The 15,630-nt window shown below is 57.6% G+C and carries 14 protein-coding genes and 1 pseudogene; 10 read left to right on the forward strand and 5 right to left on the reverse strand.

Annotated elements, in window-relative coordinates; translation table 11 throughout:
* Nucleotides 1–68: 68 nt before the first annotated feature.
* The gene (pspA, locus tag Electrica_RS14325; protein ID WP_004861156.1) at nucleotides 69–734 is read right to left on the reverse strand and encodes a phage shock protein PspA; all 666 of its coding nucleotides are present in this window, start codon (nucleotides 732–734) and stop codon (nucleotides 69–71) included.
* A 161-nt stretch (nucleotides 735–895) separates the two neighbouring features.
* Here pspA and pspF point away from each other — a divergent pair, with 161 nt between their 5' ends.
* Complete coding sequence (pspF, locus tag Electrica_RS14330; RefSeq protein WP_160703636.1) at nucleotides 896–1,894, forward strand: phage shock protein operon transcriptional activator; 999 nt, start codon at nucleotides 896–898, stop codon at nucleotides 1,892–1,894.
* On the opposite strand, the gene Electrica_RS14335 is transcribed toward pspF, so the two are convergent.
* Together Electrica_RS14335 and Electrica_RS14340 are read right to left on the reverse strand one after the other, a co-directional pair.
* The gene (locus tag Electrica_RS14335; RefSeq protein ID WP_131050179.1) at nucleotides 1,885–3,276 is read right to left on the reverse strand and encodes an MFS transporter; all 1,392 of its coding nucleotides are present in this window, start codon (nucleotides 3,274–3,276) and stop codon (nucleotides 1,885–1,887) included. The genes pspF and Electrica_RS14335 overlap by 10 nt on opposite strands.
* A gap of 26 nt (nucleotides 3,277–3,302) precedes the next feature.
* Nucleotides 3,303–4,472, reverse strand: coding sequence for a M20 aminoacylase family protein (locus tag Electrica_RS14340; RefSeq protein WP_141964798.1), 1,170 nt, complete (start codon nucleotides 4,470–4,472; stop codon nucleotides 3,303–3,305).
* A gap of 172 nt (nucleotides 4,473–4,644) precedes the next feature.
* On the opposite strand from Electrica_RS14340, the gene Electrica_RS14345 reads away from it, so the two are divergent.
* The 3 genes from Electrica_RS14345 (at nucleotide 4,645) to Electrica_RS14355 (ending at nucleotide 8,034) form a co-directional block, all read left to right on the forward strand.
* Complete coding sequence (locus Electrica_RS14345) at nucleotides 4,645–6,951, forward strand: helix-turn-helix domain-containing protein (protein ID WP_141964799.1); 2,307 nt, start codon at nucleotides 4,645–4,647, stop codon at nucleotides 6,949–6,951.
* A gap of 325 nt (nucleotides 6,952–7,276) precedes the next feature.
* Nucleotides 7,277–7,591, forward strand: coding sequence for a PTS sugar transporter subunit IIB (locus Electrica_RS14350; protein ID WP_131050182.1), 315 nt, complete (start codon nucleotides 7,277–7,279; stop codon nucleotides 7,589–7,591).
* A 158-nt stretch (nucleotides 7,592–7,749) separates the two neighbouring features.
* A complete protein-coding gene (locus Electrica_RS14355) occupies nucleotides 7,750–8,034 on the forward strand; it encodes a hypothetical protein (protein WP_142255908.1) in 285 nt (94 codons plus the stop codon).
* On the opposite strand, the gene Electrica_RS14360 is transcribed toward Electrica_RS14355, so the two are convergent.
* Nucleotides 8,020–8,211 carry a hypothetical protein gene (locus tag Electrica_RS14360; RefSeq protein ID WP_131050183.1) on the reverse strand — a complete coding sequence of 64 codons (192 nt, stop codon included), beginning with the start codon at nucleotides 8,209–8,211 and terminating at the stop codon, nucleotides 8,020–8,022. The two genes, Electrica_RS14355 and Electrica_RS14360, sit on opposite strands and share 15 nt — an antisense overlap.
* Before the next feature lie 205 nt (nucleotides 8,212–8,416).
* Here Electrica_RS14360 and sapA point away from each other — a divergent pair, with 205 nt between their 5' ends.
* The 6 genes from sapA (at nucleotide 8,417) to Electrica_RS14390 (ending at nucleotide 15,341) form a co-directional block, all read left to right on the forward strand.
* Nucleotides 8,417–10,060: an ABC transporter substrate-binding protein SapA gene (sapA, locus tag Electrica_RS14365; RefSeq protein ID WP_141964800.1), complete on the forward strand. Its 1,644-nt coding sequence runs from the start codon at nucleotides 8,417–8,419 to the stop codon at nucleotides 10,058–10,060.
* The gene (gene sapB, locus Electrica_RS14370; RefSeq protein WP_100683892.1) at nucleotides 10,057–11,022 is read left to right on the forward strand and encodes a putrescine export ABC transporter permease SapB; all 966 of its coding nucleotides are present in this window, start codon (nucleotides 10,057–10,059) and stop codon (nucleotides 11,020–11,022) included. Before sapA ends, sapB begins: the two co-directional genes overlap by 4 nt.
* A 265-nt stretch (nucleotides 11,023–11,287) precedes the next feature.
* Nucleotides 11,288–12,286, forward strand: coding sequence for a siderophore ABC transporter substrate-binding protein EitA (eitA, locus tag Electrica_RS14375; RefSeq protein ID WP_141964801.1), 999 nt, complete (start codon nucleotides 11,288–11,290; stop codon nucleotides 12,284–12,286).
* Nucleotides 12,286–13,323, forward strand: coding sequence for a FecCD family ABC transporter permease (locus tag Electrica_RS14380; RefSeq protein WP_131050186.1), 1,038 nt, complete (start codon nucleotides 12,286–12,288; stop codon nucleotides 13,321–13,323). The genes eitA and Electrica_RS14380 overlap by 1 nt, the downstream gene beginning before the upstream one ends.
* 3 nt (nucleotides 13,324–13,326) lie before the next feature.
* Complete coding sequence (gene eitC / locus Electrica_RS14385; protein ID WP_131050187.1) at nucleotides 13,327–14,088, forward strand: siderophore ABC transporter ATP-binding protein EitC; 762 nt, start codon at nucleotides 13,327–13,329, stop codon at nucleotides 14,086–14,088.
* An 11-nt stretch (nucleotides 14,089–14,099) separates the two neighbouring features.
* Complete coding sequence (locus Electrica_RS14390; protein ID WP_141964802.1) at nucleotides 14,100–15,341, forward strand: MDR family MFS transporter; 1,242 nt, start codon at nucleotides 14,100–14,102, stop codon at nucleotides 15,339–15,341.
* Between the two features lie 56 nt (nucleotides 15,342–15,397).
* On the opposite strand, the pseudogene Electrica_RS29215 reads toward Electrica_RS14390, so the two are convergent.
* Nucleotides 15,398–15,624, reverse strand: a pseudogene (locus tag Electrica_RS29215) (Arm DNA-binding domain-containing protein); the annotation flags it as partial.
* Nucleotides 15,625–15,630 lie beyond the last annotated feature (6 nt).

Genomic DNA, 15,630 nt, shown 5'->3' on the forward strand with positions numbered 1-15,630 from the left:
AAAGTCGGGGCAGCGGGTCGCGACCGCCGGACCCGCCCCGCCGCTCCCGAAGGCGCTGGCGTATGCCATTAGTTGTTTTGGTTCATTTTACTTTTCAACGCCGCCAGCTGCGCGCTGATTTCATCATCCGCCTTCAGGTCGGCAAACTGCTGATCCAGCGTTTTCTGTTTACCAAAACCGTGGCTTTCCGCTTCGGCTTCCATATGATCGATGCGGCGTTCAAAGGATTCAAAACGCGCCATCGCTTCATCAATTTTACCGCTATCCAGCTGACGACGCACATCGCGGGAAGAGCTGGCCGCCTGATGACGCAGCGTCAGCGCCTGCTGGCGAGCGCGGGTTTCGCTCAGTTTATTCTCCAGCTCACCAATCTCTTTTTTCATGCGCGTCAGCGTTTCATCCACCATCTGCGCTTCATTTTCCAGACTGCCGATAAGGTCGGTCAGCTTTTGTTTTTCGATAAGCGCGGCGCGCGCCAGATCTTCTTTGTCTTTACGCAGCGCCAGTTCCGCTTTTTCCTGCCACTCGGCCTGCTGGGCAAGCGCTTGTTCGATGCGGCGGCTCAGCTGTTTCTTTTCCGCCAGCGCACGCGCCGAGGTCGAACGCACTTCGACCAGCGTATCCTCCATCTCCTGGATCATCAGACGAACCAGCTTCTGCGGATCTTCCGCTTTCTCCAGCAGGGAGTTGATGTTGGCGTTCACGATGTCGGCAAAACGAGAAAAAATACCCATAACGTTGATCCTCATAGTTCTGATTTCAGGCGGTGGCCTGTGTGATACTTACGTTGGTTAATACAAATCCTGTGCCAACTTTTTATCCTGTTGATTTTAAAAGGAGTGGTTGTTATCTGCACAACGGGTTGCTAGAGTAACCTGGTGAATCACACGATTAAATGGCGAATTTCATCATGGCGGAATACAAGGACAATCTGCTCGGAGAAGCGAACAGCTTTCTCGAGGTGCTGGAACAGGTGTCGCGGCTGGCGCCGCTGGACAAGCCGGTGCTGGTCATTGGCGAGCGCGGTACCGGTAAAGAGCTTATCGCCAACCGCCTGCACTTTCTCTCTTCGCGCTGGCAGGGACCGTTCATCTCCCTCAACTGCGCGGCGCTGAATGAAAATCTGCTGGATAGCGAACTGTTTGGTCATGAAGCTGGCGCCTTTACCGGCGCCAGCAAGCGTCATCCGGGGCGCTTTGAGCGCGCCGACGGCGGAACCCTGTTTCTGGATGAACTGGCGACAGCGCCGATGCTGGTCCAGGAAAAGCTGCTGCGGGTGATTGAATATGGCGAACTGGAGCGCGTGGGCGGCAGTCAGCCGCTGCAGGTCAACGTGCGTCTGGTGTGCGCCACCAACGCCGACCTGCCGCAGATGGTTGAGGCCGGCCATTTCCGCGCCGATCTTCTCGACCGCCTCGCCTTCGATGTGGTGCAGCTGCCGCCGCTGCGCGACAGACAGAGCGACATTATGCTGCTGGCAAATCAGTTTGCTATCCAGATGTGTCGTGAGCTGGGGCTACCGCTGTTTCCCGGCTTCAGCGACCGCGCCCGCGAAACGCTGCTCGGCTACCGCTGGCCGGGAAATATACGCGAGCTGAAAAACGTGGTGGAGCGCTCGGTCTATCGCCACGGCACCAGCGACAGCGAACTGGACAACATCATCATTAATCCTTTTCATCAACCTCTGCCGCTGCAGTCGCCTTCCGCAGACGTTGCCGCGAATCCCGCCGGGCCAGCGCTGCCTCTGGATCTGCGAGCCTTCCAGCAGCAACAAGAAAAAAACCTGCTGCAGACCAGTCTGCAGCAGGCGAAGTACAATCAGAAACAGGCGGCGGCGCTGCTCGGGCTAACCTACCACCAGCTGCGGGCGCTGCTCAAAAAACATCAGCTGTGAGACCTGCGCGGCAGCATCAGGGCGCTGACCAGCGTGGCCCCCAGGCACATCGCCGCGTTAAACCACAGCGCATACTGCGCGGCGCTGGCCATACCGAGCGGTAAAAATAGAGCGAAAAGTGACGCTGTCACCGCAATTCCCATCGCGCCGCCCAGCGAGCTGCCCATCTTGTAAATCCCCGAGGCGACGCCCACTTTGTTTTCCGGCGCGTTGACGACCGCCGTGTCGGTAGAGGGTGTCGCATAGCATCCCAGCCCGAGGCCAAACAGCACGTTGCTGAAAAAGACGGTGACGATATACAGCGACTTATCGAGAAAGGTGCAGGAGATAAGCACAATCGCCACGGCGGTTAAAAGCGGCCCGGTCATCATCGGCAGCCTCGCCCCATAGCGCTGCAGCAGCTTTTCTCCCACGCGGATCATCGCCAGAACGGTCACCAGATAACCCAGCGTCATGCCGCCGGTCTCCAGCGGGCTCATATTGTGCCCTTTTTGCAGCCAGATACTGGTGATCATCATCGTGCCAATCGCACCGTTAAGCAGAAAGTTTGACAGTACGGCAGCGCTGTAGGCCCGGTTGCGAAACAGCGCAAAATCAATCAACGCAGCGTCCCCTTTGCGCAGGCCGCTGCGGATGAAAACCCCCGCCGCCAGCAGCGAACCGGCAAACATCGTCAGCGACAGGCCGCTGCTCCAGCCCCAGCCGTGCCCCTTACTGATAAACAGATTCAACAGCACCAGCGACGCTATCAGACTCAACAGGCCGCTGATATCCAGCTTTTGCTGCTGCGCGCCGGCGCTACGGCTTTCCGGAGTGCCGCGAAGCAGCAGCAGCGCCGCCAGCGCAACGGCAATGGAAAAGACGAAGATCCAGCGCCAGCCGAGCCCGGTGGCGATGGCGCCGCCGACGAATGAACACAGCCCGCTACCGCCCCACGAACCGATAACCCAGAAGCTCACCGCGCGCTGGCGGGCCTTGCCTTCATACCAGGTTTTAATTAATGCCAGGGTGGCGGGCATAATGCAGGCCGCCGACAACCCCTGTAAAACGCGCCCGGCGAGAAACAACCCTGGCCCCTGGGCCAGGATCAGCAGCGCACTGCCGGCAATACTCAATCCGAGGCCAATATGGGTCATGCGCATCCGGCCAAACTTATCCGCCAGCCCGCCGCTGGCGACGACGAAACAGCCGCTGAAGAGCGCGCTGAGGCTGACGGCAAGCGTCAATGTCTCAAGGGAAATATCCAGACTGCTTTTCATTGCCGGCACGACGTTGATCACCGACTGGGCAAACAGCCAGAAGGTCAGCACGCTCAGCACGATGCCCGCCAGCAGGCGATCGGTGCCGACAAACGGTGTGTCGCTCAGAGATACAGAGCTCATAACAGGGTCCTCACGGTGGCGGGTCGTTAGCGCAGATAATGTTCCGTCAGGCCGCACCACAGCGCCGCGCCCTTGAGCAGGATTTCGTCGTTAAAATCATAGCCGGGGTTATGCACCATACAGCGATCCGCTTCATCTCCGGCGCCGACAGTGAAATAACACCCGTGCGGATTATGTTCGAGCATAAAGGCAAAATCTTCGCTGCCCATAAACGCGTTCACCTCCCCGACCTGCGCGTCGCCAAACAGCGACGTCGCCACCTCGCGCACCATCTGGTTGGCGGCGGGGTCGTTTTTCAGCACCGGGCTGCCGTTGACGTGGGTTAAGGTGGCGGTGGCGTTGAAGCTTTCCGCCTGGGCAACGGCAATACCGTGAATGCGCTGCAGGATCGTTTCCCGCACCTGCTCGTTCAGCGTGCGGACTGTCAGTTTCATCAGCACCTTATCGTTGATAATGTTTGGTGCATGTCCCGCCTGAATACTGCCGACGGTCACCACCGCCGGTTCAAATGGCGTGATATTGCGCGAAACGATGGATTGCAGCGCCAGCGTGATGTGACAGGCAACCAGCGTGGCGTCAACGGTATGCTCCGGTACCGCCCCGTGTCCGCCGACTCCTTTAACTTCAATATGCAGGGTGTCGGAGGAGGCCATCATGGCACCGTCGCGCAGGCCAATTTTCCCCAGCGCTTGCCCCGGCATATTGTGCAGGCCAAAGATCAGGTCGCAGGGGAATTTATCGAACAGGCCGTCTTCCACCATGACCCGACCGCCGTACAGCAGCTCCTCCGCGGGCTGGAAAATCAGCTGGAGCGTGCCATTAAACTGCCGGGTGCGCGCCAGATACTCGGCGGCGTAAAGGAGCGTGGTGGTGTGCCCGTCATGACCGCAGCCGTGAAAACGGCCATCGACCTGACTGGCCCAGGCTTTACCGCTCGCTTCCTGCATCGGCAGCGCGTCCATGTCGGCGCGCAGGCCGAGGCGGCGCTGACCGCTGCCGACGGTTAGGGTCCCGACCACGCCGGTTCCCGCCAGACCGCGATGCACTTCATAACCCCATTCGGCCAGCAGGCGAGCGACTTCATCGCTGGTTTGATGTTCTTCGAAGCCGATCTCCGGCTGCTGATGGAACCGGCGACGCAGGGCAATAAACTGCGCTTCATTAACCTGTAAGGCCTCAATAAGTGGATGTGTCATTTTTGTTATTCCTTCATTGGGTTTGCGCGACACTTCCGAGTTTATGCGGTTAAAAAGCCGCCTATGCGCTGTTTTTTGTTTTATATTGACGGATTATTCATGAGTGTTTTTCATACAAATCGGTTATGACAAAAAACGACCTGTTGTTTTTTGTCTTTGAGGGGGCGTGACGGTGGAACACTATTCAGGCGATTTTAGCGTCGCGGTGCGCGATATTCGTCAGTACAGCCAGCAGGATAGCGAGGCATTAACGTTGCTGTGGGTGCTGGAAGGCCACGTCGGGCTGCACGACGGCGATCTCCGCCAGCCTTTGCATGCTGGCGACCTGGCGATAGTGAACCGTCATCAGCGCTGGAGCCTGAGCGCGTCGGCGGCCAATGCGGTGATGCTGCTGACCCTGTCTTGCGGCTGGCTGACGCGCCTTGACGGTGATTTTTTCGCCGTCGACTACCAGATTTCTGACGCGACCCGCGATGCCGATGATAACCTGCGCCATCTGCTACGCCAGCTGTTGGTCATTGAACTGGTGAATCACCAGTCCCGCTACCGCCTGGAGGCCAATCGCTGGCTCAGTGAAATCGCCCTGCTGCTGGCCACGCGCTATACCCGGCCCGTCATCGCCGGGACACAGCGCGGAGCGGAGAAGTGGAGCCGCCGCATCGCCCGGGTGGTGGCGCGGATCGACGCCAACTATCAGCAGAGGCTTTCACTGCACGATGTCGCCGCCGCCGAATTTGTCTCCGAAGCCTGGCTGTCGCGCCTGTTTCGTAAAGAAGTCGGCGTAAGTTTTGTGCAGTACATCACCGCTCTGCGTCTCAATAAAGCGGCGGAACAGCTCCTCACCACCCGCAAGCCGGTGCAGCAGATTGCCCAGGAGCAAGGGTTCGCCAGCACCCGCATCATGAGCGATCTGTTTAAACGTCTGCATGAGCAAACCCCGCGTCAGTTTCGCCAGCAGCATCCGCAGGCTGCGCCGGAGTCCGGCCGTTTACGCTCCGTCCCGAGCGATATCTGGCAGCCGGTGGCCGTGGAGCGCCTCTATGCCCGGCTGAATGAGCCGGAGAAAAACGGCTGGGATAATCCTCCGCCGCGGCTAAATCCGCAGCAGACCCGCCAGATTGATCTGCGCCAGTTGCCGCGCCGGGCCACACCATTGCGCCATACCCGCATCGTTATCACCGTCCGCGAGCTGGATGATTTATTGCGTGAGGATGTCCGCCGCGAACTGGAACGGCTGCACACTACTCTGCCGGTCTATGCGATTGATATTAACGACCCGTTTCTCAGCAGCAGACTGTTCGCCACCGGCTGGGATGATCCGCAGATGGCTGGCTATGCCTGCTGGTACCAGCTGCAGCAAATTTTCAGCTGGCTGTCCAGCATGGGCTGGGGGCTGATTTTGCATACCGGGCTGACCACCCGCTGCGATCTGCTCCAGCGTTTTTTACGCCTCGCCGCGAATCATTTCCCCCCGGCGACGCTCGCCAGCTGGCGATTTGTCTGGCACTGGTCAGCGCAGGCCAGCGAAGAGGCGCGCCAACACGCCTGGCAACAGCAGCGCGACACGCTGCGGGCGATACTGCCACAGCCGCAGCTGGGGATCTGGCATCGCTTCCCGGAGAGCGCCATTGCTGAAGACCCGCTGCTGCGTTCGCCGCTGTTGAGCGAAGCCAGTTTTCTCGCCTGCCAGGCCGACGCGAACGAACTGCTGGATCTGGCCCAGCTCGATAGCAGCAGGCTGGCCGCCAGCGAAAACTACCCGGTACATAAACTGCGCCAGATCCACAGCGCCCTGCGCCAGCGCCAGCTTTCGCTCCCCGTCTGGCTGCTCTCCTGGAATACGTTGACCGGCAACACCCGCGACACCAACGGCCGTTTCTTTCGCGGCGCGCTGTTGATGGATAACCTGCTGGGGCTGGCGGATCAAGTGTGGCTGGCCGGGTTCTGGCTCAATTCTGGCCTGCAGGGCGAAGCGCGGGCCAACGGCAAGCTGGATACCTCAAGCCTGGCGCTGCACTATCTGCACGGCCTCCCGCGCCCGGTTTACTGGGTGCTGTGGCTGTGGCGGCGACTGCGTGGCGAGGTACTGGTGAATGACAAAAATCTGCTGCTGTTACGCCACGGGGAACATTATCAGCTGCTGTTACGTAATACGGTGGTGTTCAACCCCTGGCTCTCCAGCGAAGAGGCTTTTATCCAACGCTTCAGCCAGCCCTATAGCGTGCAGCTATCGGGACTTGAGGGCCGCTGGCGGGTTAAACAGCATCTTTTCGATCGCCATCACGGGGCGTTATTCCCCCTTTTTGACACATTCCGCAGCCAGAGCGGGCCGGACGAAGAGGATTATCACTGGATAATGCACCGGGCGCGCCCGGCGCTGAGCGTCTCAGAGGAGCGGCCGGAAAACGGCTGGCATGTCGTCGACTCGCTGGAAAGCAACGCCCTGGTTCTCTACGAATTTACCCCGCTCAGTGGCTAATCTCGCCCCCATCGGATCACTGTTTCCCTTACTGTATTCCATCATGGATTTTCACCCGGCTCGCTTCGGTAGCCGGGGTAAACACCATCATGGAGCGCCGAATGGGCAGCCAGGCGGACCGGGCCTGCTGGACAATCGGCGTCGTCTGCACTGGAAAAGTGACACCGTCACAAAACCAGCACTCGCGCGCTCGCTGGCGCGGCCGCACTTTTCTCTCGCCTGTCTCGCCGTGCGGATAAATTTGTCAGACAAAATTGATGCGCCACGCATTTTCTCCGACAGAAGCGGAATAAGGTAGTTTCGCTACTCCATCGAGGATAAAACCGTGAAAAAGTTACTGATATGTTGCCTGTCAGGCGAGACGGCAAACATCTTAGCGAAGAAAATGCAAAAAATAGCGGATGCTCAGGGTCTGAAGCTGTTAATTAGCGCCGTAGGCCTGGAGAATGTGTTTAGCGTTGCGCCAGCCTACCACGCCGTTTTGGTGGCACCGCATATTCAATATAAAAAGGATGAAATCGCTAACGTGCTGCAAGATAAGCAGGAGATTGCGGTTATTGAGAGCCTGCCCTACGCCTCATTCAACGGCGACAGCGTGCTTAAATTCGCGCTGGCAAATCTGTCGCAATCGCTCGCCTGACAGAGCATAAACACTGCGGGCAGGTCGCCAGACCGCCCGCATTATCCCGCCTCGCCACCAGCGAAGTCACCCCGTCCGGGTTAATTACTTGTAACTGGTAAGATCCACCAATGTGAATTATAGTCTGCGCATCATCGTTCAATGGACTGAAAATGCACATGATTCCGGTTAATATTCATACTCTTAGTCGCTATGCGGCCCATGTCAGTTTGACCCACACAATGAAAAACCATCGATCGCCCGCCCTCTCCGTGATGATGATCTTCTCCGATTTATGTATCCGTTCAACCCTGGATTCCTACCGGGATCAGGGCTGGGAAATTAGCGAGAAGCATAGCGGGCTGGTGCTGCGTAGCTTTGTTGCCACCCATCGGGGCGGGAAGGCTATCGAAATCACCCCCAGGGACTACATTGGTCGATATAACCGCTTACTTGCGCTGTAAGCGTCGGCGAACGAACAGCCAACTGGAGAAAGTGGCGATAAAAAGATACCATGTTTCATTATCCGCCATACAGCGCATGAATATGCCGGGAAGCGCCTGAAAGAGCACCATACCCTCAGGTTTTTGATAAATATCAATCCGTAACCCCCTTTGCAGCATCACGATCGGCAGCCCCATACGTTCGTGCGCGTTGTTCGTTTATTCAGGGGGATGGCGGATTAAAACGCCGGGTGATTTTACGAGGTATACTCGACGTAGCGGCGTGACAGGCATGCGAACCGGCGCCGTCGCCGTGATAGTATCCCTGTGAGCGTTGAAGGTGATGGAATATGTCATTCAATATTAATAAGATGGAGCACCGCTCCGTCATCATAAAAACATTATGCGCCTGAAAATATCTTCTCTTCTCGCAGTAGCGTCGCTGCTGTGCGGGCAGGCTCTTGCCGCGCCCACGCTGCCCGCGAATGCCGATATTCGCGATAGCGGCTTTGTTTACTGCGTAAGCGGCCAGGTTAATACCTTTAACCCGCAGAAAGTCAGCAGCGGTCTGATTGTCGACACCTTAGCCGCCCAGCTATACGATCGCCTGCTGGATGTCGATCCTTATACCTACCGTCTGGTCCCTGAACTGGCCGAAAGCTGGGAAGTCCTGGATAACGGCGCGACTTACCGCTTCCATCTGCGTAGCCACGTCCCTTTCCAGTCGACACCCTGGTTTAAGCCCAGCCGCGCCTTTAACGCTGACGATGTGATTTTCACCTTCAGTCGTATTTTTAACCGCAACGATCCGTGGCACAGCGTCAACGGCAGCAGCTTCCCCTATTTCGACAGTTTACAGTTCGCCGACAGCGTAGAAAGCGTGCGCAAGCTGGACAACCAGACCGTCGAATTTCGCCTGAAGCACCCGGATGCTTCGTTCCTCTGGCACCTGGCGACCCACTATGCATCGGTCATGTCTGCGGAATACGGCGCGCAGTTGACCAAAGCCGATCGTCCGGAACAGCTTGACCGCCAGCCGGTCGGTACCGGCCCGTTCCAGCTTGAAGAGTATCGCGCCGGGCAGTACGTACGCCTGCAGCGTCACCCGGACTACTGGCGCGGCAAACCGCTGATGCCGCAGGTGGTGATCGACCTCGGTTCCGGCGGCACCGGCCGCCTGTCGAAACTGCTCACCGGGGAGTGCGACGTTCTGGCCTGGCCTGCCGCCAGCCAGTTGACCATTTTACGCGACGATCCCCGTCTGCGTCTGACCCTGCGCCCGGGAATGAATATCGCCTGGCTGGCGTTCAATACCGCCCGGCCACCGCTGGATAAACCGGAAGTGCGCCATGCGCTGGCGCTGGCTATCAATAACCAACGTCTGATGCAGTCTATTTACTACGGGACGGCGGAAACCGCCGCCTCGATGTTGCCGCGCGCCTCGTGGGCCTACGATAACGACGCTAAAATTACCGAATACAACCCGAAAGAAGCCCGCGAGCGCCTCAAAGCGCTGGGGCTGGAGAATCTGACGCTTAAGCTCTGGGTGCCCACCAGCTCACAGGCCTGGAACCCCAGCCCGCTGAAGACCGCCGAGCTGATTCAGGCGGACATGGCGCAAATTGGCGTGAAGGTGATTATTGTGCCGGTCGAAGGCCGTTTCCAGGAGGCCCGGCTGATGGACATGAACCACGATCTGACGCTCTCCGGCTGGGCCACGGACAGCAACGACCCGGATAGTTTTTTCCGCCCGCTGCTGAGCTGTGCGGCCATTGCCTCACAGACCAACTTCGCCCACTGGTGCAATCGCGAATTTGACGACGTGTTGCAAAAGGCCCTGCGCTCCCAGCAACTGGCGTCGCGCATTGAAGCCTATAAAGAGGCGCAGCATATCCTCGCTCGTGAGCTGCCGGTGCTGCCGCTGGCTTCATCGCTGCGTCTGCAGGCCTACCGCTATGATATGAAAGGTCTGATACTGAGTCCGTTTGGCAACGCCTCCTTTGCGGGGGTCTCGCGGGAGAAAAAAGACGAGGTGAAAAAACCATGATTATTTTTACCCTGCGCCGCCTGCTGCTACTGCTGGTCACGCTCTTTTTCCTGACCTTCGTCGGCTTCAGCCTGAGCTATTTTACCCCCCACGCCCCGTTGCAGGGCGCCTCGCTGTGGAACGCCTGGCAGTTCTGGTTCGGCGGGCTGCTGCACGGGGACTTCGGTGTCTCCAGCATTAACGGTCAGCTGATTTCCGAACAGCTGAAAGAGGTTTTCCCGGCCACCATGGAGCTGTGTATCCTCGCGTTTGGCTTCGCGCTGCTGGTGGGTATTCCCGTCGGTATGCTGGCGGGGATTATGCGCAACAAGTGGCCCGATACGCTGATCAGTGCCCTGGCGCTGCTTGGTTTCTCGATTCCCGTGTTCTGGCTGGCGCTGCTGCTGACGCTCTTTTTCTCTCTGACCCTCGGCTGGTTCCCGGTCTCCGGGCGTTTCGATCTGCTGTACGAGGTGAAGACGGTCACCGGTTTTGCGCTGATTGACGCCTGGCTCTCCGACTCGCCGTGGCGCCATGAAATGATCGTCAGCGCCGTACGCCATATGGTGCTGCCGGTGCTGACGCTGGCGGTCGCCCCCACCACCGAAGTGATCCGCCTGATGCGCATCAGCACCAGCGAAGTGTTTGATGCCAACTACGTGAAGGCCGCCGCCACCCGCGGCGTCTCGCGGCGGACGATTTTGCTCCGCCACGTTCTGCACAACGCCCTGCCGCCGGTTATCCCTCGCCTCGGGCTACAGTTTTCGACCATGCTGACTCTGGCGATGATTACCGAGATGGTCTTCAGCTGGCCGGGACTCGGCCGCTGGTTGATCAATGCTATCCGCCAGCAGGATTACGCCGCCATTTCGGCCGGCGTCATGGTTATTGGCGCGCTGGTGATTACCGTCAACGTAATATCCGATATTTTGGGGGCGATGGCTAACCCGCTGAAGCATAAGGAATGGTATGCCCTGCGCTAGCAGGGATAAAAAACATTAATTCAATATAAATCAATTTAATATAAAATTTCGTCATCAAATTTTACTGATTGTGGTCCGCCAAAACGTCCGCATCGGCCCTTTCCGTTTGCCCCGGCAATCCATGTTTTGATAGCGACTGCCGGGGCTATCATTGACACCCTATATCCGCCATTGTATAAAACCCCGCTTCAGTAATGAGTTACATTTGCATTAAAATAGCTCCGGGATTTTTGAAAACGATTTTAATAATGAAGGATAGCGTTTAATGAAAAAGGTCATCTGCGCGTTAGGTATGGTGTTTGCGTCGGTCAGTTCCGCTCTGGCGACCACGTATCCTCTGACCATTGAAAACTGCGGGTATAAAGAGACATTTACCAAATCGCCTGAACGCGTCGTGGCGCTGGGGCAAAATACCGTTGAAATTTTACTCCTGCTGGGCCTGCAGGATAAGGTGGCCGCCAGTGCATTCTGGCCGACCAAAGTCTTGCCGCAGCTGGCTGAACAGAATGCAAAAATTAAAACGCTAACGGTTGAAATCCCAACCCTTGAATCTGTGCTTGCGCAAAATCCGGATTTTGTGGCGGCTCAGTTACCGCTGTTGCTGGGGCCGGAAAGTAAGGTCGCGAAACGCGAAGATTTGATGACCGTGGGCGTGAACAGCTATGTGTCCCCTGGCATGTGCGCGACCAAAAAATCCTCTGGCGATATGTACGGCAGCCGCCAGAAACTGTGGGATATGACGTATCTCTATAAAGAAATTGAAGATTTCGCCAAAATATTTAACGTAGAAGATCGTGGCCAGGCCGTTATTGCCGATTTCAAAAAACGTGAAGCGGACCTGCGTAAAGAGTTCGGTAAAAACAAACGGGATCTCTCTTTTGTTTTTTGGTTCTCCAGCGCATCCCCGTCTTCTGATGCTTATGTCGGCGGTAAAAACAGTTCTTCCGGATTTATTGCCAACGTTCTGGGTGGGCATAACGCCATCACCTCCGAGACCGAATGGCCGACGGTAAGCTGGGAAAGTATTATCGCTGCAAACCCGGATGTGATTGTGGTCTCCAGCCTGGATCGTAACCGCTGGGCGCTTGATAACGCTGAGGAAAAAATCAAATTCCTGAAAAGCGATCCTGCCGTCAGCCAACTGGACGCGGTGAAAAAAGGGCATATCGTGGTCATGGACGGTCAGGCAATGAACCCGACCATCCGGACTATCTACGGTGCTGAACAGGTCGGCGAGCAGCTCAGAAAGCTGGGACTGAACTGATGACGACCGCTATTCTTCAGCCCCGCCAGGGGCTGTTACTGACTATCTCGCTTTTGCTTTCTATCGTTTTGTTATTTCTGGTGATTGCGATTGGCGTCAGTGTGGGTGAGCTGTCGATCCCGCTGCAAAACGTCTTTTACGCCATCAGCAATAAAATGGGCCTGACCGAGGTTCCGCTCAACCGCATCTATGAAAGCGTGATTTGGGACTTTCGTCTGAGCCGCGCACTGGTGGCAGCCTGCTGTGGCGCCGGGTTAGCTATCTGCGGCGCCGTGTTGCAAAGCCTGCTGAAGAATGCGCTGGCTGAGCCTTATGTGCTCGGCGTTTCTGCCGGTGCCTCCACCGGGGCCGTTGCGGTTGTCGTGTTGGGCATCGGTACCGGGGCGGTTTCTCTGTCCGCGGGCGCCTTTGCCGGGGCGTTTGCCGCCTTCGCCTTTGTCGCCTTCCTGACCAACGGCGCGCGCGGCGGTAATGAACGCACCATTCTGGCCGGCGTTGCCGCTTCCCAGCTCTTCAATGCGATTACCGCTTATACCATCAGCACCTCCGCCAGCGCGCAGCAGGCGCGCGATGTGATGTTCTGGCTGCTGGGCAGCTTTAGCGGCGTGCGCTGGCCTGAATTTCAGCTGGTGCTGGTGGTGGTACTGACCGGACTGGCCATTTGCCTCTACTACTCCCGGGCGCTGGATGCCTTTACTTTTGGTGATGATGCCGCCGCGTCGCTGGGCATCGCCGTGCCGTGGGTGCGCCTGATTCTCTTCACCGTTACCGCGCTCATCACCGCCACTATCGTCAGTATGGCCGGCTCTATCGGCTTTGTTGGCCTGGTGGTTCCGCATATGATGCGTTTCTTCTTTGGTCCCCTGCACCGTACGCTGCTGATTGCCAGCGCCCTGGCAGGCGCGGTCCTGATGGTGCTGGCCGATATTGCTTCACGCCTGCTGATCGCGCCGCAAAGCCTTCCTGTCGGCGTGGTGACCGCGCTGGTCGGCGTTCCTTTCTTTGCCGTGATTATCTACCGCTCAAGGAATAAATAAGTAATGAGTATCTCTGCCGACAATATTACCTGGAAGGTAGGCAAAAAAGTCATCGTCAACGGTGTCTCGCTCGATGTTTCTCGTGGCGAAACCGTAGGACTTCTCGGCCCTAATGGCTGCGGAAAATCCTCACTTCTGCGCATCCTTGCGGGGCTGCGGCGCCCGGATGCCGGTTGCGTGAAGCTGGACGGGCAGGACATTTCCCGCATGGGCAAAAAGCAGTTTGCCCGCCGGGTGGCCTTTGTTGAACAACACGGCATGACCGATGCCAATATGCGCGTTCGCGACGTAGTAAAACTTGGGCGTATTCCGCATCACTCTCCTTTTTCGAACTGGAGTACGCACGATGACGAGACCGTCACCGCCGCCCTGCAAAGAGTGGACATGCTGGAAAAAAGCGCGCAGGGCTGGCTGAGTCTCTCCGGCGGGGAACGCCAGCGGGTCCACATTGCCCGCGCGCTGGCGCAGACCCCCAGCGAAATCCTGCTCGATGAGCCGACCAACCATCTGGACATTCACCACCAGATGCAGTTAATGCAATTGATTAGTGAGCTACCCGTCACCAGCATTGTGGCCATCCACGATCTCAACCATGCCGCCATGTTCTGTGATGCGCTGATTGTGATGCAGGAAGGCGAGATCATCGCGACCGGGACGCCGCAGGACATTCTGTCCGAAGAGCTTCTCTGGGAAGTGTTCCGGGTGAAAACGAAAATTGAGACCTCGCGCTTTCATGGCAAGCAGCACATTCATTTTATTGTTTAGGTTCAGGTAGCATGTCTCTTTTCTCTCTGCGCCCTGTCACAACGCTTCGGCCGCCCGTTTTACTGGGCAGCCAGTTTATTTTCAACATTGGCTTTTATGCGGTCGTCCCTTTCCTGGCCATCTTTTTACGCGACGATATGCTGCTCTCCGGCGGGGTTATCGGGCTGGTCCTCGGGCTGCGCACCTTCTCGCAGCAAGGGATGTTTATCCTCGGCGGCGCGCTCTCTGACCGCTACGGCGCGAAGGCCGTTATCCTGTGTGGCTGCATTGTTCGTGTCGCCGGTTATCTGTTGCTGGCATTCGGGCACTCCCTGTGGTCCATCATTCTCGGCGCATGTCTGACGGGCATCGGCGGTGCCTTGTTTTCCCCGTCGATTGAAGCGCTACTGGCAAAAGCGGGAACGCAAAGCGAGACGAACGGTAAGCGCAGCCGCGCGGAGTGGTTCGCCCTTTTTGCCGTGTGCGGCGAACTCGGAGCCGTGCTGGGCCCGGTTGCTGGCGCGCTGCTGGCGGGGTTCGGCTTCCGCCAGGTGGCGCTCGCTGGAGCAGGCGTCTTTGTCGGCGCCCTGGTGGTACTGTACTTTTGCCTCCCTGCTCCTCGTTACAGCAAACAGGCGCTAAAAATTCTGCCCTGGTGGACGACATTCCGCCAGCCGCGTTTTGTCGCCTTTATCATCGCCTATAGCTCGTGGCTGTTAAGCTACAACCAGCTTTATCTGGCGCTACCGGTGGAGATTCAGCGATCGGGCGGCAGCGAGAAAGATCTTGGCCCACTTTTTATGCTGGCTTCGCTCCTGATCATTACCTTCCAGCTTCCGCTTGCGCGCTTCGCGCGACGAATGGGGGCGGTCAAAATCTTACCGGTTGGTTTTTTGCTGCTCTCCGCCGCTTTTATGAGCGTGGCCCTGTTTGCGGCGACAGAGCCGCCGGAAGGTTGGTGGCGGTTAATCCCCTCGGTATGTCTTGTGACGCTGTTAACGCTGGGGCAGATGCTGCTGGTACCCTCGGCAAAGGATCTGATCCCATTGTTTGCCGACGAGTCGACGCTTGGCGCGCACTATGGCGCGCTCGCCACCGCCGGCGGCTTCGCGGTGCTGCTGGGTAATTTATTGTTTGGTCCGTTGCTGGATGCGGCGCTGGTACCCTCACCCCAGGCCATCTATCCGTGGCTACTGCTGGCGCTGTTTCCCTTGTGTAGCGCCGTTGCCCTGGCGGTGATTTGTCGTCCGCTACCAGGACCGCTCACCCGCTGAATCGCCTGCTTGCCCGCTTTCGCTTCGCGTCCTCGCGCCAGTCCCTCCCGCGCTCAGGATCGGTATTGCCGCCTGAGCGCCCTGGCATAAGCTAAGGATACGCTCGGATAATCGCCAGTCGTCAGCGCTACCGCCTCGTCGTTCCATCTGTAGCGCTAAAGAATGTTATACTGCCGGTTATAGAGAGCCTGACATTCACTCCGTGAGCAGTTGAAATGACATCGATTTTCTTGCCGAAGGCCTTTCTTAACTCAGTATCAGCGAGCCTGTGTGCATTGTGCAGACCATA

The sequence above is a fragment of the Klebsiella electrica genome, assembly GCF_006711645.1.
Taxonomy (GTDB): domain Bacteria; phylum Pseudomonadota; class Gammaproteobacteria; order Enterobacterales; family Enterobacteriaceae; genus Klebsiella; species Klebsiella electrica.